The organism is Bacteroides sp. AM07-18 (assembly GCF_003602695.1).
Taxonomy (GTDB): domain Bacteria; phylum Bacteroidota; class Bacteroidia; order Bacteroidales; family Bacteroidaceae; genus Bacteroides; species Bacteroides uniformis.
In genome coordinates this window covers 271738-295858 of sequence record NZ_QTLM01000004.1, presented here as the reverse complement: position 1 = coordinate 295858, position 24121 = coordinate 271738, and the positions used below count along the sequence as shown (strand labels likewise).

Here is a 24121-nt window from a genome sequence, read left to right as displayed (position 1 = left end):
ACAACAGATAACTATGAGACTAAGAAAATATATAGCTTTTGCCGGAATGGCTGTTCTGATGCTTTGCAGTTGCAACGAGATGGAGAACGCACCGACAAACAAATTTACGGATAACTCTTATTGGACTTCCACCACCAAAGCCCAGTATGTGGTGAACATGGCTTACAGCCAGATGTACAATGCAGGCCGTATGTGGAGCGATGAAAGTTTGAGTGACAATGCTTACGACGGTCGCAGTGTGGACGACCAACGTGCCATTCGCAAAGGTATGGCTACTCCCTCGCTCGACATCTTCAAGAATGAATGGAAAGACCTTTACGGAGGCATAAAGACCTGCCACGTGTTCCTTGAAAAGGTGGATCTGGTACCCAACATGGACGCATCTGTTAAAGCACGTATGATTGCCGAGATACGCTATATCCGTGCAAGCCTCTACTTCCGTCTGACTAACCTTTATGGTGCAGTACCTTTCTTTACGGAGGACATCACGCTGGAAGAATCGCGGAGTGTAAGTCGTACAGACCGCGAAACCATTATCAGCTTCATTCACCAAGAATTGGAAGACATCAAGGATGCGCTTCCCACTCGCGACCAATTGCCCGAAGAAGACAAGGGCAAAATTACTAAAGGTGCCGTTTGTGCTTTGCAGGCTCGTGTCTACTTGATGGATAGCGACTGGAACAATGTGATGCTTTATTGCGACAATCTGATGAACAAACAGGGCGAATATGGTACTTATGCCTTATTTCCTGATTATGCCGGGCTTTTTGATGAAGCCAATGAGTATAATGAAGAGATTATCATGGACCGTTCTTATGTACCCAATTTGATTACTTGGGGTGAGATGGTAGACATGATTCCTTTGTCAAGAGGCGGACGTGCCGTGAACCGTGTGCCGCAGCAATCGTTGGTAGACACTTATCTGATGCTTAGTGGAAAGACTATCAGTGAAGCCGGGACAGATTATAACCCTGCTTATCCTTACGACAACCGTGACCCACGTCTCACCGCTACTATCATTTATGATGGCTATGACTGGAGTGGCAATGTGGACGATGGCAGTAAAGACGTAGTCATCAACATTCGTCCGGGTTCGGGAACCGATGCCTACGATGGTGGTGGAAACGGCACTTCTACCGGTTATTTCACCCGTAAGTATTATAATCCGCAGGCTCCCGGTGACCAGAATTCCGGTATGAATATCATCACTATGCGCTATGCTGACATCTTGCTGATGTATGCTGAGGCTGTTCACGAAACAAGCGGTATGACTGAAGAGGTATGGAACAAGACCATCCGTCCCATCCGCGAACGTGCCGGATTTACTGCCGATGCAGCCTTGAACTTTCCTGCCGGAAAGAGCAAGGAAGAGATGAGGCAGATTATTCGCGACGAACGTCGTGTAGAAATGGCGATGGAAGGTTTGCGCTGGTATGATATTAAGCGTTGGAAGGCTGGTAACGAATACTTGTCGGGCAAGGTGCGCGGTGCAAGCTTCGTGGACGAGAACAAGCTTGACACTCGCAAGTTCGAAGAGGCAAGAGATTATCTTTGGGCAGTTCCTATCAGTGAAATCAATTTGAATCCCAATCTGGCGCCTAACAATCCGGGATATGGAAATTAACGTGTATCTAAACTCATTAAAAACAATAGAACAATGAAAACAATATTCTCAACAATAGCTCTTTTTTCGGCAGTCCTCTTTGCTACGTCTTGTACGGAAGACATAGAATACAAGGATTCCAAAGTTTCCTCAGTAAATCAGTTGTATGAACCCACTGACGGCAAGGAAGTAGTCTTGCAATCGTCGGCCAGCGCCAGCCTGTTCTTTGAATGGGAGTCGGCCAAGGCTGAAGATAGCGGTGCCCCTCTTTATGAAGTGGTATTCGATAAAGAAGGTGGAGATTTTTCTAAGCCTATTTACAAAGTGCTTTCTGACAATGGCGGTTCTTTGAGCTATGCTACCATCAGCCACAAGACATTGAACAAGGTTGGTGCGGCTGCCGGATTGAACAGTGGTGAGACGGGTACACTTGTTTGGACAGTAATGGCTTCCAGAGGTTTGAATTCTGTAATGGCAAAGGAAAGCAAGAAGCTCACCATCACTCGCTTGGTGGGATTTGAAGAGATTCCGGCACAGCTTTACTTGACCGGAAGTGCTACTGAAGGTGGTATGGATGCTTCTAAGGCTGTGGCGTGTGCTTCACCCGAAAAGGATAAGTTCGAAGTCTTTACGAAGTTGGAAGGCGGAAAGACTTACAAACTGGTAGATAGAGCAGCCGAAGGTGCCAAGGTGTTTTATATCAATGGCAATAAGATTATGGAAGGCGAAGGCGAGACAACCGTAGAAAAGACGGGAGTTTACCGCATTGAGATGGATTTCTCCATTGCATCTGTAACCGTCAGGGAAGTAAGTAAGATGGAATTCTACTTCTGTCCGAGTGGTGCCGCAACTTTTGAATTGCCTTATGTTGGAAACGGTGTGTTCTGCGGTCAGGATAAAATTGAGTTCAAGCAAGAAGGATGGGGGCGCGACCAACGCTATAAGTTCTTGATGACTTATGCTGATGGTAGTATACAGTATTGGGGAACCAAGAATACTACAGACTCTAATCCTGGTGCGGCTACTCCCGAAGATCCTTATTTCTACATTATGGAGACTCCTGATAACCAATGGGATCAGAAGTGGAAACTGAACAATGAATTCGATGGTGCGGCCGATGGCCACAATCCGGGTGCCATCACCAAGATTAGTGTGATATTCAATGTGGAGAACTATACTCATAAAGTGGAATTGGCCAACTAATTTAAGGAGAGATTATGAAAAAAATATTATTTTGTCTGCCCCTGCTTCTTTTGGCACTTCAATCGTGCGAGATAGAAGATGAGTATATGTATGATAAGGGGCTTTACACCATAGATTGGGATGCGGCTGCCGACAGCAGTTCTGTGACCCTGATAGATCGTTTCTGGAATACGGAAGAGAATTATTTCAACTACGGGAATGACGGTTCAATCAAGGATTTCCATTATTGGCCGCAGGCTCATGCTATGGATGTGATGATAGATGCTTACAATCGTACCGGAGATAGCAAGTACAGCGACTTGTTCGACAAATGGTATGTCGGTATCAAGGCAAAGAACGGTGGCAGTTATTGGAACAACTTTTATGATGATATGGAGTGGATTGCTCTCACCATGATTCGCTTGTACGAAGTTACTGATGAAAACAAGTATCTGGAAACTTCTCAAGAGATGTGGAATGAAATCAAGACCGGTTGGAACGATTACGCAGGTGGTGGCATTGCTTGGACTCACGACCGGCTATGGAGCAAAAATGCTTGTTCCAACGGTCCTGCTGCTTTGATTGCTGCTCGTCTTTACCGTATTAACGGGAATCAGGAGGATTTGGATTGGGCTGTCAATATTTATAAATGGGAGCGTGAAAATTTATTTAACCCTGCTACCGGCGCCATCTATGATAATGTGAACGGTGAAACGGGTGAGTTGAGTACACTTTCTCTTTCTTATAACCAAGGTACATTCTTGGGTGCTGCTTACGAACTGTATAAGATCACAGGAGAAGAGTCCTATTTGAAAGATGCTCGTAAGGCTGCCAATTTCGGTATCAGTAATAGCAGCATGATAGATACTGGAAACAATTTACTTCGTGATGAAGGCGATGGTGACGGAGGTTTGTTTAAGGGTATTTTCATGCGTTATTATGTGCAGTTGATTATGGAACCGAATTTGGACCCCATATATAAGAAGAAATTCATCACTTTCTTTAACAATAATGCTGAAATCTTGTGGCGAAAGGGAATCAATAAACTTGATTTGCTGTATAATACTAACTGGGCAATGAACAATAGCGGTAACAACCATTTGACTACGCAGACAAGTGGTTGTACTTTGATTGAAGCCAAAGCTCTCTTTGAAAAGAGCCTGAAATAAGTTAGCAATTAAAAGTGTGTCGAAACTCAATCTGGTTATTGGGTTTCGGCACATTTTTTTTTAGAGCCAGTTTTAATTGGCAGTTATTTTGGAAATAATGTTTTTAGAGACAACAGTTTTTTATATAAAATAAACACAAAAGATGAAACAGAATCAATATTTATTTCTACTGTTCGCCCTGATTGTTCTGACGGGCTGTGGCGGTACGCAGAAGAAATTAACCGAATATGTCAATCCTTTCTTGGGTACGGCTACTTTGTGGGAGCCTGAGGACTTAGGGTATACGCGCAAAATAAAGTCACGTACATGGGGTGCGGAAACTTATCCGGGTGCTACCTTGCCCAACGCAATGGTGCAGCTCAGCCCCGTTACACAGTTTCGTAGCGGTGCGGGCTATCAATATGAGGACACTGTGATTTATGGTTTTTCACATACTGCTAAAGGGCATTGGAACTTGTTGCATGTCCCCATGTTGCCAGTGGTGGGAACTATCGCTCCGGGTAATTATTGCTCCGGGTTTAGTCACGAGAAGGAATCTGCGCATCCGGGGTATTACCAAGTTTATCTGGAACGCTATAAAGTGAACGCCGAGTTGACCAGTACCTTGCGTTGTGCCTACCATAAATATACTTTCGGCAAGGGCGACGATAAGTCATTATTGGTAGACATCCGCCGTTCTAATAATGATGTCCGTGATTGGAAGATTGAGAAGGTTGACGATAATACGTTCACGGGTTATCAAGATGGCGATGGTAAAATCTACTTTTACGCTAAGACCAACTATAAAATAGGCCAAGTGGAAATGGTAAAAGACGACAAACATGAGGTGGCTGTGCTGCGTTTTATCGACAGCAAAGGTGTTGAACCTTTGGAAGTGAAGGCTGGTTTCTCGTTTGTGAGTATAGAGAATGCTCAAATGAATTTGAAGGCCGAAATGTTGAACAAAAGTTTTGCACAAGTGGCAGAAGAAGCCGATGCGGCTTGGGAAGCACTCCTCTCCAAGATTCAAGTTGCAGGTGGCACGGAACGTGAAAAGAGATTGTTTTATTCTACTTTCTTCCATGCTTTTAAATGGCCGGCTTTGCGTAGCGATGTGAATCATGAATATACTGATGTCCGTGGCGAAGTAGTGAATAACGGCTTCCACTATTACACTGACCCTTCTTTTTGGGACGATTATCGCAACAAACTGGTACTCATAGGTATGATTTCTCCCGATGTGACTACTGACATCATTAGGTCTATTATTGACAAAGGCGAGAAGCGTGACGGCTACATGCCCACCTTCTTCCATGGTGATCACGCTTCCACTTTTATTTCTGGTTCTTGGTTGCGTGGTTTGCATGATTTCGATCTGGAGCGTGCTTATAAGTTGATTCTGAAAAATGCTACGGTGCCCGGTAAAGGAGGACGTCGCTATTTGGATGAGTATATGGAGCGAGGTTGGATTGCTGAAAAAGACACAGTGAATGTACCCACATGGGACGAATACAAAGGGGCTGTGACCAAGACCCAGGAATATGCTTACGATGACTATGCCGTAGCCTTGGTAGCCAAGGAGCTGGGAGATGAAGCCAACTACAAGCTGATGATGGAACGCTCCAACAACTACAAGACGCTATTCGACCCCTCTACCGGCTTTTGGAGAGGTAAGATTGACGATGGTAGCTGGATTCAGGATTTCGATCCGTATTATCCCTATTACCAGTACATGTACCGTGAGGCCAATGCATGGAACGCCCTCTTCTTCGCCCCCCACGACCCCGAAGGCATGATTAAGCTCTATCCCAGTAAAGAGGCGGTGGAGGCTAAACTGGATTCCTTATTCAGCGAACCGTGGAGAGGTTACGAGGCCCACAACCTGACCGGATTCATCGGAAACTATTGTCACGGAAACCAGCCGGGACACAGCATTCCTTACACCTATTATTTCATAGACAAACAAGAGAAAGCCCAATGCATTCTCGACAGCCTGATGAACCACTACTATGACATGGGTGCCGACAAGCTGGCTTATGCAGGGATGGATGATGCCGGCGAGATGTCTTCGTGGTATGTGCTCAATGCTATTGGACTTTACACTTATTCGCCTGCCGATCCTGAATATATTGTTACTGTTCCCTTGTTCGATAAAGTGACGTTCAATCTGAATGGTCGTCCCTTTACGATTGTGAAGAAAGGAAGCGGCAAGAAGATTATTGACATTACTTATGACGGTAAAAAGATTGACGGTTACTTTATCACCCATGACCAACTGAGGGAGGGCAAGGAACTGGTGATTACTACGGAATAGATAAACAATGGAGTTATGAAAAGAAATATACTGCTTCTATTCACATTCTTTGCTTGCATTACTGTACAAGGGCAGACTCCGGTTCGTTTGGTTGATCTGAGGAGCGAACATCTTGACAGACCTATAGGTTTGGATAATCCCGTTCCACGCCTTTCTTGGCGGATGGAAGATGGTAGGCAGGGAGCTGTGCAGACTTCCTGGCGGATTGTGGTAGACGAAGACTCGTTGAATGTGGTCAATGGCTGTGGCAGGATGTGGGATAGTGGAAAGAACGATTCCCGTAATCAGCTTGTGGCCTATGCGGGCAAAAAACTGCAGCCTTTCACTAGATATTATTGGAAAGTAATCTGCAGCGACATGGAATATAAGGAGACTGCTTCTCCTGTCTCTTACTTTGAAACGGGCATGATGGGGATGCAACATTGGCAAGGTGCTTGGATTGGCGATGGCAAGGATATTCATTATGGGCCTGCCCCTTACTTCCGAAAAGAGTTCAAGACCGGCAAAAAGGTAAAGTCAGCGCGTGCTTATATTGCCGCTGCTGGACTATATGAGCTTTACATCAATGGCGAGAAGATAGGAGACCACTGCCTTGCCCCTCTCTATACCCGCTTTGATCGCCGCAACTTGTATGTGGCTTATGATGTGACTTCACAATTACAGAATGGTGACAACGCTATTGGCGTACTTTTGGGTAACGGCTGGTATAACCATCAATCCAAAGCAGTGTGGGACTTCGACCGTGCCCCTTGGCGCAACCGTCCCACTTTCTGTCTGGACTTGCGCATTACCTACACCGATGGAAGCGTGGAGACTATTCCCACCGATCTCAGTTGGCGGACAGCGTCGGGTGCAATCACTTTTAATAGTATCTATACTGGCGAGCACTACGATGCACGTCTGGAGCAGAAAGGATGGAGCACTCCGGAATTCGATGATTCCAAGTGGCGCGGAGTAGCCTATCGGAGTGTACCTTCTTCCAATGTCACTGCCCAGCAAGTACATCCCATCCGTAATGTAAAGATTTTCCCCGCCGTCTCTTTCCGCAAAGTGGACGAGAAAACATACATCTATGATTTCGGGCAAAATATGTCCGGTGTGACTTGTATTCATGTTTCGGGTGAACGGGGAACGGAGGTCAGAATCAAACATGGCGAACGCTTACATCCAAATGGCCGCCTCGATCTCTCGAACATTGATGTCTACTTTCGAGGCGATAAGGAGAAAGACCCTTTTCAGACGGACATTCTCATTCTGAGTGGAGAAGAGGATGAGTTCATGCCCCGATTTAATTACAAGGGATTTCGTTATGTGGAGGTAGTGGCAGATAAGCCTATTGAGCTTGACCAAAACAGCTTGATTGCTTACTTCATGCACAGTGATGTGCCGGCAGTAGGTAGCTTGGAATCTTCGAGCCCACTGATAGGCAAGCTGCTCCATGCTGCCAATCACTCTTACCTTTCCAATCTGATGGGCTACCCCACCGATTGCCCTCAGCGCGAGAAGAACGGTTGGACTGGTGACGGTCATTTTGCCATTGAGGCAGCATTTTATAACTTTGATGGAATTACCGTTTACGAAAAATGGTTGGCCGACCATCGTGACGAACAGCAGCCCAACGGAGTGCTGCCCGATATTATTCCAACTGGTGGATGGGGATATGGTACAGACAACGGGCTGGACTGGACTAGTACTATTGCCATCATCCCTTGGAATATCTACCTCTTCTACGGTGATAGCAAGCCCTTGAGCGATTGTTACGAGAGCATCAAACGTTATGTGGATTATGTGGAGCGTATCTCTAACAATCATCTCACTACGTGGGGGCGCGGAGACTGGGTGCCGGTGAAGTCAAAATCCAATAAAGAGCTGACTTCCTCGGTCTACTTTTATGTAGATACCAAGATTTTGGCCGCTGCTGCCAAACTCTTCGGCAAACAGGCCGATTACGAATATTATAATGCCTTGTCGGAGGAGATAAAGCAAGCTGTCAATGATAAGTTCCTGAATCGAGAAACAGGCATCTATGCCGAAGGTTCACAAACCGAATTGAGTGTTCCCTTGCAATGGAAGATTGTGCCCGAAGAGTTGATAGGAAAAGTGGCAGCTAACTTGGCACATAAGGTAGAGGAGGACGGTTTTCACTTGGATGTGGGTGTATTAGGAGCTAAAGCTATTCTGAATGCACTCAGCGAAAATGGTTATGCTGAAACAGCTTATAAGGTGGCTGTACAGGACACTTATCCTTCATGGGGTTGGTGGATGGTGAACGGTGCCACTACGCTGCTCGAGAACTGGGATTTGCAGGCTACTCGTGACATCTCGGACAATCATATGATGTTCGGTGAAATAGGTGCTTGGTTCTACAAGGGGCTGGGAGGTATTTTCCCTGATCCCGTGCAACCTGGTTTTCAAAACATTCTGCTCCGTCCCCATTTCATAAAGGGATTGAAACGGTTTGAAGCTCGTCATCGGTCGCCTTACGGTGAAATTGTTTCTCGCTGGGAATGGAAAGGGAAATGTGTGCATTATGAAGTTACAGTGCCCGCTAACAGTACAGCTACACTCACTTTACCTGACAAGGCCGAGAATGTACGGGTGGTGGAACTGGCGGCAGGAAGATATGAGTTTATTGTAAAGTGACCCTGTACTTTTCATTTATGCTTGCAAATATGTAATTAGCGGGTTTGCCACGTTGTTGTGGCATAACTCGCTAATTTTTATAGTCGGTATGTTAAGGGATGGCTTTTTCATTCTTATAGCCTGATCTTTCCCTCCAACCGTATATCTTCCGATGAAGCCCCTATCAGCAGCTTCACCGTTCCGGGTTCTACAACGAACATCTGCTTTCCTTCGTTCCAATAGCCGAGCTCTTCTTTGGGCACGGTAAGCGTCACTTTCCGGGTTTCGCCGGCCTTGATGGGGATACGCCTGAAGGCGCGCAACTGCTTGGAAGGACGTTCCACTTTGGATTCCGGATAGCTGGCATAGAGCTGCACGACTTCTTCCCCGTCGCGTCCGCTGGTATTCTTCACTGATACCGTCACGCGGATGTTCTTCTTGTCTTGCTTGAAGGATTCAATCTTCTCGTACGTAAAGTCGGAATAGCTCAGACCATAGCCGAAAGGATAGAGCACAGGGCCTTGGTGGTACATATACGTACGTCCGTTGCGGATGTCGTAGTCCATTATGTCGGGTAGGTCAGTGATGTCTTTCACCCACGTCTGTACGGTACGTCCGGCTGGATTCACCTTGCCGAAGAGTACGTCGGCCAGTCCGTTTCCCTGCTCCTGGCTGCAGTGGGTGATGTGGACGATGGCAGGCACGTGCTCCTGGCTCCAGTTGATGGTGTAGGGGAAGCTGCTGACGAGCACCAGTATGGTATTGGGATTGGCCTTGAGCACTAGCTTCACCAAATCCTCATCGGGCAGCATCAGTGATTTGCGGTCGACAGCTTCGCGGCCGTCACTGGGAACGGGAGAGAACTTCCAGTCCGCACGTGTACCGTAAGGATGGTTTCCTACACACACGATGGCGATGTCGGTGGCTGCGGCAGCCTTTTCCGCCTGGCCCATGCGGTTGTCTTCGGCGTGGATGACTTCGGTATCTTCCTTTACAGCATTGCGTATGCCGCTCAGAATCGTTGTTTCGTAAGGCGGGGTACCACTATACCAGTCTTGCACGATTTTGTCCGAATATGGGCCTATAACGGCTATTTTGCGCAGCTTTCCGGCATCAAGAGGCAGGAGATTCTTGTTTTTCAATAACACCACAGACTTGGCGGTGACTTCCCGTGCCAGCCTGCGGGCTTCTGCTGTCATGAAAGGCGGTGTTTCCGTACTGTCCTTTCCAATGGAGAGATAAGGGTTACGGGAGTTGTCCCCGTCGAGCAAGCCGAGCTTGAGGGCGACGAAGATGTTTCCGCGGATGGCTTTGTCAATGTCGGCTTCGGTCAGTAATCCCTTTTTCAGTGCTTCCTTGACGTAGGGAACGTATGCGTCGAGAAACTGTCCTGTGGTGGCTTTTACTACGGCAGCGGCACCCTCCGCAAAGCTCGGAAAACTCTTGTGCGCTTCAATCAGCAGTTTCAGGGCGCCACCGTCCGTACAGATGATACCGTTGTTGCCCCACTGCTTGCGGGTAATCTCTTCGAGGCAGGGATGGATGGACATGGGGATGCCGTTCCAACTGTTGTAGGCAGCCATGAAAGCGCGGCTGCCTCCCTCGGTGATACCTTTATAGAAAGGATAAGCATAGTATTCGTGGAACAGCCGCGTGTCGAAGTCGGAGGAAGTGCTGTCCCGTCCGTCCTCGTTGCTGTTGGCAAGGAAATGCTTCATCAGAGAGGCGGTTTTCCAGTAGCGGGGGTGATTGCCTTGCAGGCCGCGTACGCTGGCAATGGTGAGTTGGGCGGTGAGGAAGGCATCTTCGCCGAAACTCTCCTCGGTACGTCCCCAGCGCGGGTCGCGGGCAAGGTCGGCATTCGGAGCGCGCATTACGAGGGCATGACGCTTGTTGCCGGTGGTCTGCATGTAGTAGCGGGCTTCTTCAGCGGCTTGTTCCGCTACTTTCCGCACTAAATCGGTGTCCCATGTGGAGCCCAGACCGTAGGATTGGGGGAATATGGTGGTGGGGCAGTCTGTGGGGACTACTTTCCCGTCTTCCGTTCTTTGGCGTCCGCCCCACATGGCAGGACCGCCGAGGGTCAGCCCGTGCAGTCCTTCGTAGTGTCCGCAACGGGGAATGTTGAAGCGGGGGACACCGAGGTCGGTGGAAAGAAGGTTTATCTTTTCATCCAATGTCAGGATGGAGAGAAGATGTTCCACGCGCTGTTCGTCACTGAGCGTGGTATCTTGAAAGGCTTGTGTGTGTTGCGCGCTTGCCTGCAAGCCGAACAGCAGGGGCAAGGCGAGGAGTAATAATTTGTTTCGCATGGGGTATTAGGGTTTTAATGTGTTTGATATATCGGTTATGGGATTGATATTCGTTGCAACCGTCCGTCCTGCGGCAGGCAGAGCAACCCTTCGGCTTTCTTTTCGTCTGCCAGATATTTCTTCCACGTAATCTTGTCCCATTTCATCTGGTCTGTACATTGTGCCACGGGTATATGGGGGATGGCCGAACCGTCCTTTACAAGAATGACGATGGGCAGGACGCCGCACTCGATATGGTTCCATCCCGGAGCATACACCTTTCCGTTCTGGTAATCTATCCACTTCTGTCGTCCGGGGAGGTAGACATCCCGTCCGTTACCCTCTTCGAGCATGGGGGCCACGAGGAGATTGGAGCCGAACATGTACTCGTCCTCTACCAGCCATGCACCCGGGTCGTCGGGATACTCCAGCAACAGGGCGCGGAGCATCGGCCAGCCGTTTTCGGTGCACTCTTTGGATTGTGCATATACGTAGGGCATCAGCTTGTACTTCAGTTCGGCACAACGGCGGAAATAGTCTGTGAACTCTTTCCCGTAGTACCACGGTTCGGTGGGAGGTGCTCCGTGCACGCGGCTGTGGCTGGTGAGGAAGCCGAAGGGCAGCCAGCGGCGGTAGAGGCTTTCGGGGCTTTGGGTCACGAAGCCGCCTATGTCATTGCTCCAGAAGCAGAATCCGCTTAGTCCGATGGAGAGGCCGCTGCGGATGGTTCCCTCGAAACCGGTTTCGGTGGTTGCGGCGTCACCGCCCCAGTGCAATGGATAGCGTTGTGAACCTGCCCATGCGGAACGTGCCCAGATAATGTTTTCACCGTGTATCTTCTTGATTACCTCGGCCACAGTTTTGTTGTAGCGCAGGGGATAGAGGTTGTGTTCGTATAGTCCGCTGCGGCCGTTGGCATAGATGGCATCCAGTGGGGCACCTTCGCCGAAGTCTACTTTGATGGCGCCTACACCCATTTCAATCAGATTGCCGAGCTTCTCTTGATACCACTGTACGGTTTCGGGGTTGGTGAAGTCCAGCACCACGTCCTCGTAGGGGAGCTGCCCCTTACCGTTGCGTACGTACAGACCGCGTTCCACCAGCTCGGGGAAGAACTTGTTTTTCGGAGTGAAGTAGGGGAGTTGCCAGAGGCAGGTGCGGAAGCCTTGTGACCTTAGGTCGGTGAGCATCTGCCGGGGATTGTCGAAGCGGTCGGCGGCAAAGGCGTAGTCGCATTGCCAGTCCACGCCGAACCAGCCGGTATCGAAGTGGATGACATCACTCGGTATCTTGTTCTCACGCAGTTTCCGGGCTACATCGCGGCCTTCTGCTTCGCTGAAGTAGGTGATGCGGCTCATCCAGGTGCCGAAGCTCCACAAGGGGGGCATTTCGGGCCGTCCTACCAGTGCGGTGTATTCGCTCAGCATCTCCTTCGGCGAACCCAGGAAGAGGAAGATGTCCATCGCTTCGTCTGCCATGAAGAGTTTGGTGGCTCCGATGTAGGAACAGCCGAAGTCGCAGGTCACGGGGGCGGAAGTGTGCATGAACATGCCGTAGCCACGGTTACTGAAAAAGAAGGGGATAGGCTTGTACATATCCGGAGTTTCGGGGCCCTGCGGGTCGGTGACAAAGAGGTTGACCTTCTGCCCGGCCTTGTTCAGTGCGGTGGCGGACTCGCCGCAACCGTAGATTTTCTCGTTTGGCGCGAGGCTGAATACGGGATTGATGCTGCGTGAGTTGTCCGAGCCGCGCTTGATGAAGCTGAATGGAGGTATCTTGACCTGTGTGGAGTCGTTGTCGCTCCAGCAACGAGTCTGTGTCAGCAGGCGTCCGTCGGCATCTTTCAGCACCAGGCGCCAGGGGTAATTCTCGATGAGCAGGCTGCCGTATCGGGAGGTGTACAGGGTACCTTTATCTGTCTTCTCGGCTTTCCAGAAGGAGCGTCCGTCGGCAGGCTTTCCTATGAGCATGGGGTCGTCGGCATCTTCTTTCGGTACGATGGGCGAGGTAAGCATACGGATGCGGAGGGTACGTTCGCTGACCGGTTCGACGGTGAACGTCAGTTGTGGATTGTTGTCGTAGGCCGTCTCCGGGAAGTCCAGCGACTGGAGGGGCTGGTGCAGGTAGGTGTTTGCATTGAATGCCTGGCGGGGCATCAGTTGCTGGCGTTTCCACTGGACAGTCCCCTTGCCGGTGGAGGTGTCGAACGATACCAGGCTGTCGGCAAAGAAATAGGTGTTGCTGAGGTCCAGAAAATCCTGGCTCATGTCTTTCGACTGGGAAAGCAGGTATTGCACGCCGGCATTTGTTTTCAGTTGGGCATGCGCAGGCAGGGTGGCAGTTGCTGCCAGCAGCATAAAAGCTGCCCCTTTCATCAGTTGTTTCTCTTTCATGATAAATATATGATTTACGGTTACTGTTTCGATGCCGTAAAAGTAGAGAAATCCACACAGATGAAAGGGGTGGGTATGTTGCTTATGTAGGGCTGAAATGTTTATTTGGAAGCTTTCTTCCCGTAGAAACACATGAAATATACCCCGATAATCACAAACGGGATACTGAGCCACTGGCCCATGTTCAGCGTCATGCTGTCCTCAAAGTTCACCTGGTTTTCTTTCAGGAACTCGATGAAGAAACGGAAGGTGAAAATCTCCGTCAGGCAGAGTCCGAAGAAGAAACCGCGGTGATAGGGCAGGGAGGCTTCGGCCTGCACGGTGGTTGATTTCCGCTTGGTGGTGCTGAAATCTGTTTCGAGCTTGGTCTCTTGTTTCTTCTGTCCGCGTTTGTATAGCCAGACCATCCCCAGGAAGAAGATGAAGTAGGCGATGGCTTCGTAGAGCTGTGCCGGATGGCGGGGCAGCATGTCTTCGCGCTCGAAGATGAATGCCCAGGGCACGTCGGTCGGTTTGCCGATGATTTCGGAGTTCATCAGGTTGGCAAGGCGGATGCAGCAGGCGGTGATGGGAGTGGCAACGGCTATCATGTCGAGCACGTCCATGTAGTGCATCTTCGTCTTGCGGCAGTACATCCAGAGGGCGATAATCAGGCCCAGCGTGCCGCCGTGGCTGGCAAGGCCGGTGTAACCCGTCATTTTCCATCCTGCGGCGGTCTGCTTGATGGGGAGAATCATTTCAACGAAGTGGTCTTGGTAGTAGGCCCAGTCGTAAAATATGCAGTGGCCCAGTCGTGCGCCTATCAGTATGCCGAAGAAGCAATAGAAGAAAAGAGGTTCGAATTTCTTTTCGTCTATTTTGCGGTCGCGGTACTGGTGTTGCACGATAAGGTAGGCAAAAGCGAGGCCGATAATCCATAACAAACCGTAGTAGCGGATGGATATGCCGAAGAAGTTGAATAGTTCGGGGTCGGGGTTCCAGTTGATGGTGAGTAGTGATAACATATTTATGAAGAATTAAATTACTGAATTACGGGGTTGTTCGGGACAAAGGTATGAAATTATCTCGTTTGGCAGTTCATCGTGGCAGTTTATTTGAATTTCTCCGCCACCATCCTATACGTCGGCACCTCAATCCCTTGTTCCTCTGCAGCCGTAATCATGTCGAACAACAAGCCTTGTACTTCGCTCTGATGTCCTTTGGCCATATCTTTCTGCATGGAGGCGGTACTTTCAGGGGCGAGTTTGTCTATTACTTTGAGGTTATACTGCACGATGTCTTCCTTGAATTCTATACCCAACTTCCTGCCCAAAGCTGCACTCTCTTGTGACAGTCCGATAAAGGTGTCGCGCACTTTGCCCGGTTTCTGGACTTCGCCCATAGGTACGTCGTAATAGGCTCCGGTGACGGCCATAGCAGAAATGAAGGACCACTTGACGAATGTGTCCCGGTTGATGTCGTCGGAGATTTCGGCTTTGATGCCGCTTTCCTGCAAATCGCGTTGCACGGCTTCCAATGTTTCACGGGAAACAATCGTGCTGCGGTGTGCTCCGTAGACGAGCCGGAAAATCTTTCCCATCTGCGTGATTTCTCCCCGTCCGGATACGAATCCTACGATGTAGATGCAGCCGTCGAGCACCGTGACGCCGGGGACCAACCGCTGGATACGGGGACCGGTTCCGTAAACATTCAGGATGGGGATTACCACTGTACGCTCGTGTGAGGCACGTTTGATGAGTTCCGTAATGGAGTCTACGGAATAACCTTTGACGCAGACGAAGATAACATCCGCTTTGCCTTGGAATTCTTCTGCGGTAAATGCCGCCACTTTCAGACAATGTTCACCTTTCAAATCGGAGTGCAGTTGCAGACCGTTCCCGCGTATGGCGGCAAGGTGTTCGCCACGTGCAATGCAAGTGACGTCTTTGCCGGATAATGAAAGAAAGGCGGCGATGCTTCCGCCTACGCCGCCGGTACCTGCTATGAGGTATTTCAGATTACTGTTTGCCATTTGTTGTGTATGGTTTATTGAACGTAGTTTTCCTTTTCCATATAGTAAAGCCCTTCGCCCCGGTCACCGTTTTCCATGTCTTCCAGCTCTACTTTGAAGATACGGTAGGGAAGGTCTTTTTTGGGATGCTTGGGCATGTCTACTGTCAATAGATAGGCGTTGCCATATTCGTTGCTGTCGAAATATTCTTTTATTTCCTGCTTCATCAGCACGGGGACTTTCTCGCCGTCTATCCAGACGGTGACTTTCAGTTGCCCGGGGCGGGGAGCCATCTGGCATTCTCTGGCTTCTTTGTTTTGTTCTTGTTGCTCAATGTCACTTAGGTTTTCACCGTGTACCAATGACTCGGGCTTTGTTTCTTTCATCCATTGGTAGGTACGTGTCAAGCTCATGGGACGGACGTATATCTGATAAGTAGGCATGGCTCCGGGGATGCAGAAAGCACGCAGGCCATAAGCTTCCATACGATGATAACGTATGTCGAGTGTAGTGTCGCGGTCGGCGATGAAATCCCAGGCCCAGAACTCCAGGCGGTGTTCAGTCTCGGGCAGCCCGCTTTTCATGGCAATGTGCGCATAGGAGGGCAGATAAATAGAGGCTGCACTTTGATATTTCCCTTTGGGTATACGGGCCGTGTAATGCCCGTCTTTGTCGGTTATGGCTTCTATGATGTCATTGAACTGCGGGTTTTGCCACCAGACGCTGGCACTGTCTATCGGCTGTCCGTTGTAATCAGTCACCCGTCCGTGAATGGTTACCGAGTCTTGCTGTTGTGCATAAACGGCAGTACAGGACAATAAGAATAAAAGGAAGATAATCTGTTTCATATTGTTATTGTATGGAGTTTATTAGAAAATGGCAATGTACAAAGAAAGTACATTGCCATCTGGAATGAATATCATTACACATTGAACCTGAAGTGCATGATGTCCCCATCCTGCACCACGTATTCCTTACCTTCCACACCCAACTTTCCGGCTTCGCGCACGGCTGCTTCGCTGCCATACTTGATATAATCCTCATACTTGATGACCTCTGCCCGGATAAACCCTTTCTCGAAATCCGTATGGATAACGCCGGCGCATTGCGGCGCTTTCCAGCCCTTGCGATAGGTCCATGCTTTTACTTCCATCTCTCCGGCAGTGATGAAGGTTTCGAGGTTCAGCAGGCTGTAGATAGCTTTAATCAAACGGTTGCAGCCGCTTTCTTTCAGTCCCAGGTCTTCGAGGAACATCTGCTTTTCTTCGTATGTCTCCAGTTCGGCGATGTCGGCCTCGGTCTGGGCGGAGATGATGATGAGTTCCGCATCCTCGCCCTTGATGGCTTCACGCACCTGCTCTACGTACTGGTTGCCGCTGGCGGCACTGACGTCATCCACGTTGCAGACGTAGAGCACAGGCTTGGTAGTAAGCAGGAACATCTGCTTGGCGCATTGTTCCTCGTCGTCGTTCTGCGGAATGGCGGTGCGGGCGCTTTGTCCTTGTTCCAGGGCATCCTTGTAGCGGAGCAGGAGTTCGTACTCTATCTTTGCCGCCTTGTCGCCACCCACTTTGGCTATCTTCTCTACACGCTTGATGCGGTTTTCCACCGTGTCGAGGTCCTTCAGTTGTAGCTCTGTGTCGATGATTTCCTTGTCGCGCACGGGGTTCACCGAACCGTCCACGTGGACGATGTTGCCGTTGTCGAAGCAGCGCAGCACGTGGATGATGGCGTCGCACTCGCGGATGTTGCCCAAGAACTGGTTGCCGAGTCCTTCACCTTTGCTGGCGCCCTTCACCAGTCCGGCAATGTCGACGATGTCGCACACGGCGGGTACGATACGCCCCGGGTGAACCAGCTCGGCGAGCTTCGTCAGTCGTTCGTCGGGTACGGACACTTGTCCCATTTGGGCGTCGATTGTACAGAACGGGAAGTTTGCCGCTTGTGCCTTTGCGCTGCTCAAGCAGTTGAAAAGAGTGGATTTTCCTACGTTGGGAAGGCCCACGATACCAGCTTTTAATGCCATAGTGTTATCTTGTTTTTTTAGTTATTGTTCAGTTAATTGGATGCAAAGATAGTGCAAACCGAATGCAGAATAAAATGAACTCGTTCATTTTTTATGCTGAGGTGCAGCCTATCTTCGCTTTTTTAAGCAAAGATAGTGCAAACCGGACAAACTTACTGAAAAATAGCTGATTTTTGCATACACCAACGAAGAAAGGAGGAGATGGGAGAGCCGCCGGAACGGTATTTAGAAATTCGTATTGAACGTGTTAATTTGCATTAAAAGCATGACGATGAAACGATAAATTGATAGTTTTGTCGCAATTATAATTTAAGTATCATTCTATAAATCAATGCGATTATGAAAAACAAAGTAAGAAAAATTCTGATGATTTTATCATGTCTCATCAGCTTGTCTTTTACATTATCTGCACAGAATCCTTATCTGCCGCTTTGGGAATTTATTCCTGATGGTGAGCCCTATGTGTTTGAGGATCCTGACTGTCCCGGCAAGTACCGTGTCTATATTTATGGTTCGCACGACAATCTCAAGTGGATGTATTGCGGACGTGACCAAGTGGTGTGGTCGGCACCCATAGAGGACCTGACCCGTTGGAGATATGACGGCGTGATATTTAAAGTCAATGAGTCGCCCGAGCTGTATAAACTGAATGCTGATGGAACCGACGACGTGCTTTTTGCTCCTGACGTGACAGTAACTACCGATGCCGATGGTAAGAAAACTTATTACCTCTTTCCGAATAATCAAGGTGGCGGGCGCAATTCCATGATTGCCAAAAGCGACCGTCCCGATGGTCCGTTTACAGTATGCAATTGGAACAAGGAACGTCCTCGTGAGACTTTCGGTTGCTTGGGATTCGACCCCGCAGTGTTTGTTGACGATGATGGACGCGTGTATGGTTATTGGGGATTTGGCATTTCGCATGGCGCGGAGTTGGACCCTGCTACCATGTGCACGGTAAAGCCCGGTACCGAAGTGGTGGAGAACATGATTTCGGGCTATCGGCAGGAAGGTATATTCCGCTTCTTTGAGGCATCTTCTATCCGCAAGATTGAGGATAAGTATGTGTTTATCTATAGCCGTACTACCGCTGAGGGTGAAGATGGCCTGCCAAACGCCAGCAACTATACGTTGGCCTATGCCTACAGCGAGCATCCCTTGGGCCCGTGGACCTATGGTGGGACAATCATCGATGCGCGGGCGCGCGAATATGATGAAAAAGGCAATGTGATAGCTTCGGCCATGCCCGGTGGAAATACGCATGGCAGTATCTGCAAGATAGGTGAGCAATGGTACGTGTTCTATCATCGCCAGATAGGTACCGATTGCTATGCACGCCAAGCTATGGTGTCGGCCATTGATGTAAAGGTGGAAAAAGGAAAAGGCGGGAAAGTCGTGATTTCACGCGGAGAGTTCAACTCTGAAGGTTTCCTTCTTGAAGGGCTCAATCCTATGCAGCGCATCTCGGCCGGGCTGGCTTGTTGGCACACCAATCCCGGAGGAATCAAAGAGGTCTATCCCCATTATGTGTATACGGGGTCTTATATCCGGCCTGTGTACCGGGATAATAATCCCTATGCCGGCGATAACAACCACAAAATCCCGTTCGCTCCGGTGGTGAATAACACAAGTGGGTCGATTGTAGGATATAAATACCTGAATATGAATGCCGTTCCGCGAGATAAGTCTTTGCAGATGCAGTTAAGGTTGAAGGCTGAAGATACCGACGGACGCATCCGCATCATGCTGGGTAGCCCTTGGACAACAAAAGGCGGTGTAGAGATAGGACTTGTGAATGTGAAGGCTGGCAGCACTTGCAGGGAGTTCTATGCTTCGCTCTCTATTCCGGCAAAGCTGCATAAGGGAAAGCAGCCGCTCTTCTTTGTCTTCGAATCAGAGACCGAAGGCCAGTCCATCTGTGAGTTTTATGATTTCCTCATGTTGGCACGCCCATAAGTCTTTATACTTATGGAGGCGGATACTTATCTTGTGAGACCTTCTAAATAGAGCTATTGTATTAGTTCACAGTACTGAACACTTTGTTACACCCCGTCGGAACAGATTGTTTCTCTTGTATGAAACGACTTGTTTCGACGGGATAAAACGATTTGTTCCGTTATAGGAAACACTTTGTTTCCTTATAGAGAACACTCTGTTCCATTATGGGAAACAAACCGTTTCCATAGTCGAAAATGAAATGGGGCATATGCTTCATTGATACCGCTATTGCTTTTCCTCTTCGAATATTCGGTTGAAAACTTGCCGCAGCCGTCCTTCGTCTGCGATAATGGCTTGGAACTTCTTCAGCTGTTCCGCATTCTTCCCCTCGGGAAACCAGAGCTTCAGATAACCGCCGGGTGCATATTTTGCCATGAGATGCTGATGGAACCGCTGGTAGTGCCACTCCTTGTCGGCGGCAGGATTCTGTTTCAATCCGTACTGTACGGTGCGGCGTAGGGTGATGTCCGGGTCGATGATGCGGTCTGCTTCGGCAACAATCTTGCCGTAGATGCTGCGCGGCTCGTGGTCTGTAGAGGCCCGGTGGTCCTCTACGGCTTCTTTCATGAGGAGGATTTCCGTGTCGGAGAACCATTGCCGCAGGGTGGAGTCCGCCATCAGTATCTCGCCGGAGACAAGGTGGTGGGTGGCGCGGTCGCGGCACAGTCCCGTGTCATGGTAGGCGGCAATGACGTATGCCAGGCGTTCGTCCGCTTCGGGATATTGCCGGGCGAGGGCAAGGCTTTCTTCGATGACGGTGCGGACGTGTGAGAGGTTGTGTGCCTTGTCAAACTCCTTGTACCGGGGAATGATTGCTGTCTCGATATAGGTAATGAGGGTCTCGGGTATCATGTGGCATTCCTTTTTAGGAGGCGAAGATATAATAAAAGAGCCGGAATGTGCGAATCATTCCGGCTCTTTTATGAAAGGTTTCGGTTATTGTTGTTAGGAATAAGATTTCTTACTTTAAGAGAGAGTTTGTCAATTACATGTTAGGGTTGTCCATGATTACTGTCATCTCGGGAACCAGTATGTATTCGCCTTTCTTGTTGTTCCATTTGTAGTATGTGGTAGTCATCGTCTTGCCTTGGTATGCATAGCGGATGCACATGTCCTTGCCCCATGTATTCTTGGTGCTGTTCCATTTCAGGGCTTCGCTTTCCGTCATGCGGTTCTGGTCGTCGTACTTATAATTGTACTTCATATAGTTGGCAAGCGTGTTTCCGTCCATCTTGTATACGGTCTCTGCCACCTTCATGCCATTTACTTCTTCCGAATTGTAAATGAGGTTGCTCTTATTGTCGGCTGAGGCATTTAATCCGCAAACTAAGAGAAGTGCTGAAACAATCACTGTTTTTAAAGATACTTTTGCTTTCATGGTTTTATGTCTTTTTTAGTTTAACTTTCTATTTTCTATCAATATGTCATTGATTTCGCTGCAAAGGTACGTATTAAATTGACATAAATATAAATATCGGATTAAATTTTATCAATATGTCAGTAGTGAGGGTTTCGGTATGCTTTCCTTTTGGCAAGATTGGTGAATAAAAAATATCCGGCAGCGAGGTTGCCGGATATTCTGATGAGCAAACTGTATTTGGAAAGGATTGCTTCTGTTGCTTTCTGATTGTAAGTTAAATAAAGTTATTGGGCTGTTTAGTGTGCCTGTAACCAGTTGTTTCCCCACCCACAATCGGCTTTCAGAGGTACGTGCATGCGATATGCCTGCTCCATCTCTTCGATTACGATTTTCTGTACAAGCTCTTTTTCTGCCTCTGGAACGCTGAAATTTAGTTCGTCATGGACCTGTAAAATCATCTTTGCTTTCAGATTGTAAGCTTGGAAGCGCTGATAGATGTGTGCCATCGCTACTTTTATGATGTCGGCGGCACTTCCCTGGATGGGGGCGTTGATGGCATTCCGTTCGGCATAGCCCCGTACCACCCCGTTTCTTGAGTTGATGTCCGGCAGGAAGCGCTTGCGGTGGAAGATGGTTTCCACGTAGCCCTGCTCGCGTGCCACCTGGATGCTTTTGTCCATATACTCCTTCACTTGTGGGTAGGTTTCAAAGTAGCCGTCTATCAGCTCTTTGGCTTCCTGGCGAGAAACGCCCATGCGTTCGGCAAGCCCGAAGACGGAGATGCCGTAGATGATGCCGAAGTTTGCCGTTTTTGCCTTGCGGCGCATGTCGGCGGTTACGTCGTTTATATCTATCTTATATATCTTGGCAGCGGTAGCGGCGTGGATGTCGTGTCCGCTGAGGAAGGCGTCTATCATGTTCTTATCTTCGCTGAGGTGTGCCATGATGCGCAGCTCTATCTGCGAGTAGTCGGCAGAGAAGAACTCGCAGTCGGTGTCGGGGATGAACGCCTTGCGGATTTCCTTTCCGTCTTCGTCGCGGATGGGGATGTTCTGCAGGTTGGGATTGCTGGAGCTGAGGCGTCCGGTAGCGGTTACCGCCTGGTTGAAGGAGGTGTGTATGCGGCCCGTACGTGGGTTGATGAGCTGGGGCAGGGCATCTATATAGGTGCTCAGCAGTTTCTTCAGTCCGCGGTATTCCAGTATCTTCCCGATGATGTCGTGCTTGCTGCGGTAGCTTTGCAGCACCTCTTCGGAGGTGACGTATTGTCCGGTCTTGGTCTTTTTCGCTTTCTCCACGATTTTCAGCTTGTCGAACAGCACTTCGCCTACCTGCTTGGCGGAGCTGATATTGAATGTCTCGCCAGCCATCTCGTAGATTTCCTTTTCAATCTCCTGCAGGCGGACAGTGAAGTGCTGGGACGACTGCTTCAATGCTTCCGTATCGAGCAGCACTCCGTTGCTCTCTATATTGACAAGTACGGGGACGAGCGGCATCTCTATTTCGTAGAACAGATGTTCGGCACCTTGCTCCTTCAGTTCCTTTTCCAGCACGTTTTTCAGTTTGAGGGTGACGTCCGCATCCTCGCAGGCATAACGGTAGACATCTTCGGGTGGAAGGTCGCGCATGTTCTTTTGGTTTTTGCCTCGCGCTCCAATTAGCTCATCGATGTGGATGGTCTGGTAGTGCAGGTAGATTTCCGCCAGATAGTCCATGTTGTGTCGCAGTTCGGGTTGAAGCACGTAGTGGGCAAGCATGGTGTCGAAAAGTTTGCCTTTCACCTGGACGCCGTAATTTTGGAGGATAATCATATCGTACTTGATATTTTGTCCCACCTTCATGGATTTCTCGTTTTCGAAGAGGGGACGGAACTCGTTTACAATTTTTAAGACTTCCTCTCGTTCGGCGGGAACGGGTACGTAGTATGCACGGTTTTCGGCATCGCTGAAGCTCATTCCTACAAGTTCGGCGTCCATTGGCTCGGTTCCGGTAGTCTCGGTATCTATTGAGAGAATTTCGCTTGTAAGTAACTTTTGAATAATTTCTGCTCTTTTATCTTCTGTATCAATGAGTTGGTAGTCTACATCGAGCATTTCTAACCGCGTCAGGTTTGAATTTTCAGAAACGCCCGTCCCCTCGCCCGCAAAATTTGCAAACAAATCGCCTTGAATCGGGGCGCTGTTTTCGGGAGTGGAGGTTTGCGACTGGGCAAACAGAGTCCCGGCAAAGAGGTCGGGTACCGGAGAGGTTGGAGTAGGGGAGGACGAATTGCCGCTTCCCTTTTTAAGTACCCGGTCGATGAGTGTGCGGAATTCCAACTCCTCGAAAATCTTGCGGAGTTCTTCTTCGTTCGGTTCTTCGCGGACGAGCGAATCCATGTCGAGCTGAATGGGAACATCTGTTTTGATGGTGGCAAGGAATTTGGAGAAGGTTATCATCTCGCGGTTGGTTTCCACTTTCGTTTTCAGTGCGCCTTTCAGCTGGTCGGTATGTTCCAGCAGGTTTTCGATACTGCCGAATTCGGCAATCAGTTTCTGTGCGGTTTTCTCGCCCACACCCGGACAGCCGGGGATGTTGTCGGAAGCATCGCCCATCAGTCCGAGCATGTCGATGACTTGTGCGGTGGATTGTATGCTGAACTTCGTCTTTACCTCTTCCGTACCCATGATTTCGAATCCGCCGGTGTGCTTGGGACGGTACATGAAAACATTGTCCGATACCAGTTGCCCGTAGTCCTTGTCGGGAGTCATCATATAGGTGGTGATGCCCTGTCGTCCGGCTTCGGTGGCAAGCGTGCCTATCACGTCGTCTGCCTCATAACCGGCTACCTCGAGGATGGGGATGCGGTAGGCACGGATGATATCCTTTATAATAGGAACGGAGAGGCGGATGGCCTCGGGCGTCTCCTCGCGCTGTGCCTTGTATTGTTCGTAGGCCTCGTGGCGGAAGGTGGGGCCCGACGGGTCGAAGGCTACTCCTATGTGTGTGGGATTCTCTTTTTTGAGCACTTCTTCCAGGGTGTTTACAAAGCCCAGAATGGCCGAAGTGTTGAATCCTTTTGAATTGATTCTCGGGTTCTTGATGAACGCGTAATAGGCTCGATATATCAGTGCATAGGCATCGAGCAAAAACAGTTTATCGATTGAATTCATACATTTAATCCTTTTTTTCATGGTAAAAGTACAAAAAAATAC

The 24121-nt window shown here is 49.2% G+C and carries 15 protein-coding genes; 6 read left to right on the top strand and 9 right to left on the bottom strand.

What is annotated here, in order from left to right:
• Positions 1 to 13: 13 nt before the first annotated feature.
• From DW096_RS08605 to DW096_RS08585, 5 genes are all read left to right on the top strand, one after another.
• Positions 14 to 1624 carry a RagB/SusD family nutrient uptake outer membrane protein gene (locus tag DW096_RS08605; protein ID WP_005833936.1) on the top strand — a complete coding sequence of 537 codons (1611 nt, stop codon included), beginning with the start codon at positions 14 to 16 and terminating at the stop codon, positions 1622 to 1624.
• A 33-nt stretch (positions 1625 to 1657) separates the two neighbouring features.
• Entirely contained in the window at positions 1658 to 2806 is a 1149-nt protein-coding gene (locus tag DW096_RS08600) for a SusE domain-containing protein (protein WP_118931080.1), read from the top strand.
• A 14-nt stretch (positions 2807 to 2820) separates the two neighbouring features.
• Positions 2821 to 3954: a glycoside hydrolase family 76 protein gene (locus DW096_RS08595; RefSeq protein ID WP_005833934.1), complete on the top strand. Its 1134-nt coding sequence runs from the start codon at positions 2821 to 2823 to the stop codon at positions 3952 to 3954.
• A gap of 142 nt (positions 3955 to 4096) precedes the next feature.
• Positions 4097 to 6247 (top strand): GH92 family glycosyl hydrolase, encoded by a 2151-nt coding sequence (locus DW096_RS08590; RefSeq protein WP_005833933.1) that lies wholly within the window; start codon positions 4097 to 4099, stop codon positions 6245 to 6247.
• Positions 6248 to 6262: 15 nt separating this feature from the next.
• Positions 6263 to 8890 carry a glycoside hydrolase family 78 protein gene (locus DW096_RS08585; RefSeq protein ID WP_057087315.1) on the top strand — a complete coding sequence of 876 codons (2628 nt, stop codon included), beginning with the start codon at positions 6263 to 6265 and terminating at the stop codon, positions 8888 to 8890.
• A gap of 113 nt (positions 8891 to 9003) precedes the next feature.
• On the opposite strand, the gene DW096_RS08580 is transcribed toward DW096_RS08585, so the two are convergent.
• From DW096_RS08580 to ychF, 6 genes are all read right to left on the bottom strand, one after another.
• Complete coding sequence (locus DW096_RS08580) at positions 9004 to 11181, bottom strand: glycoside hydrolase family 3 C-terminal domain-containing protein (RefSeq protein WP_118931079.1); 2178 nt, start codon at positions 11179 to 11181, stop codon at positions 9004 to 9006.
• A gap of 35 nt (positions 11182 to 11216) precedes the next feature.
• Entirely contained in the window at positions 11217 to 13553 is a 2337-nt protein-coding gene (locus DW096_RS08575; protein WP_117963418.1) for an alpha-xylosidase, read from the bottom strand.
• A gap of 101 nt (positions 13554 to 13654) precedes the next feature.
• A complete protein-coding gene (lgt, locus tag DW096_RS08570; protein ID WP_022401919.1) occupies positions 13655 to 14557 on the bottom strand; it encodes a prolipoprotein diacylglyceryl transferase in 903 nt (300 codons plus the stop codon).
• Between the two features lie 86 nt (positions 14558 to 14643).
• A complete protein-coding gene (locus tag DW096_RS08565; RefSeq protein WP_005833928.1) occupies positions 14644 to 15564 on the bottom strand; it encodes a ketopantoate reductase family protein in 921 nt (306 codons plus the stop codon).
• 14 nt (positions 15565 to 15578) lie between these two features.
• Positions 15579 to 16391, bottom strand: coding sequence for a carboxypeptidase-like regulatory domain-containing protein (locus DW096_RS08560; protein ID WP_005824864.1), 813 nt, complete (start codon positions 16389 to 16391; stop codon positions 15579 to 15581).
• A gap of 74 nt (positions 16392 to 16465) precedes the next feature.
• A complete protein-coding gene (ychF, locus tag DW096_RS08555) occupies positions 16466 to 17569 on the bottom strand; it encodes a redox-regulated ATPase YchF (RefSeq protein ID WP_117963416.1) in 1104 nt (367 codons plus the stop codon).
• A 339-nt stretch (positions 17570 to 17908) separates the two neighbouring features.
• Here ychF and DW096_RS08550 point away from each other — a divergent pair, with 339 nt between their 5' ends.
• Positions 17909 to 19525 (top strand): family 43 glycosylhydrolase, encoded by a 1617-nt coding sequence (locus DW096_RS08550; protein WP_117963415.1) that lies wholly within the window; start codon positions 17909 to 17911, stop codon positions 19523 to 19525.
• Positions 19526 to 19792: 267 nt separating this feature from the next.
• Here the strand turns inward: DW096_RS08550 and DW096_RS08545 are convergent, their stop codons facing one another.
• From DW096_RS08545 to polA, 3 genes are all read right to left on the bottom strand, one after another.
• Positions 19793 to 20419: an HD domain-containing protein gene (locus DW096_RS08545; protein ID WP_118931078.1), complete on the bottom strand. Its 627-nt coding sequence runs from the start codon at positions 20417 to 20419 to the stop codon at positions 19793 to 19795.
• Between the two features lie 133 nt (positions 20420 to 20552).
• Positions 20553 to 20945, bottom strand: coding sequence for a DUF3836 domain-containing protein (locus DW096_RS08540; protein ID WP_005826180.1), 393 nt, complete (start codon positions 20943 to 20945; stop codon positions 20553 to 20555).
• Positions 20946 to 21223: 278 nt separating this feature from the next.
• Positions 21224 to 24079 carry a DNA polymerase I gene (gene polA / locus DW096_RS08535; protein WP_120028730.1) on the bottom strand — a complete coding sequence of 952 codons (2856 nt, stop codon included), beginning with the start codon at positions 24077 to 24079 and terminating at the stop codon, positions 21224 to 21226.
• Positions 24080 to 24121: the final 42 nt, after the last annotated feature.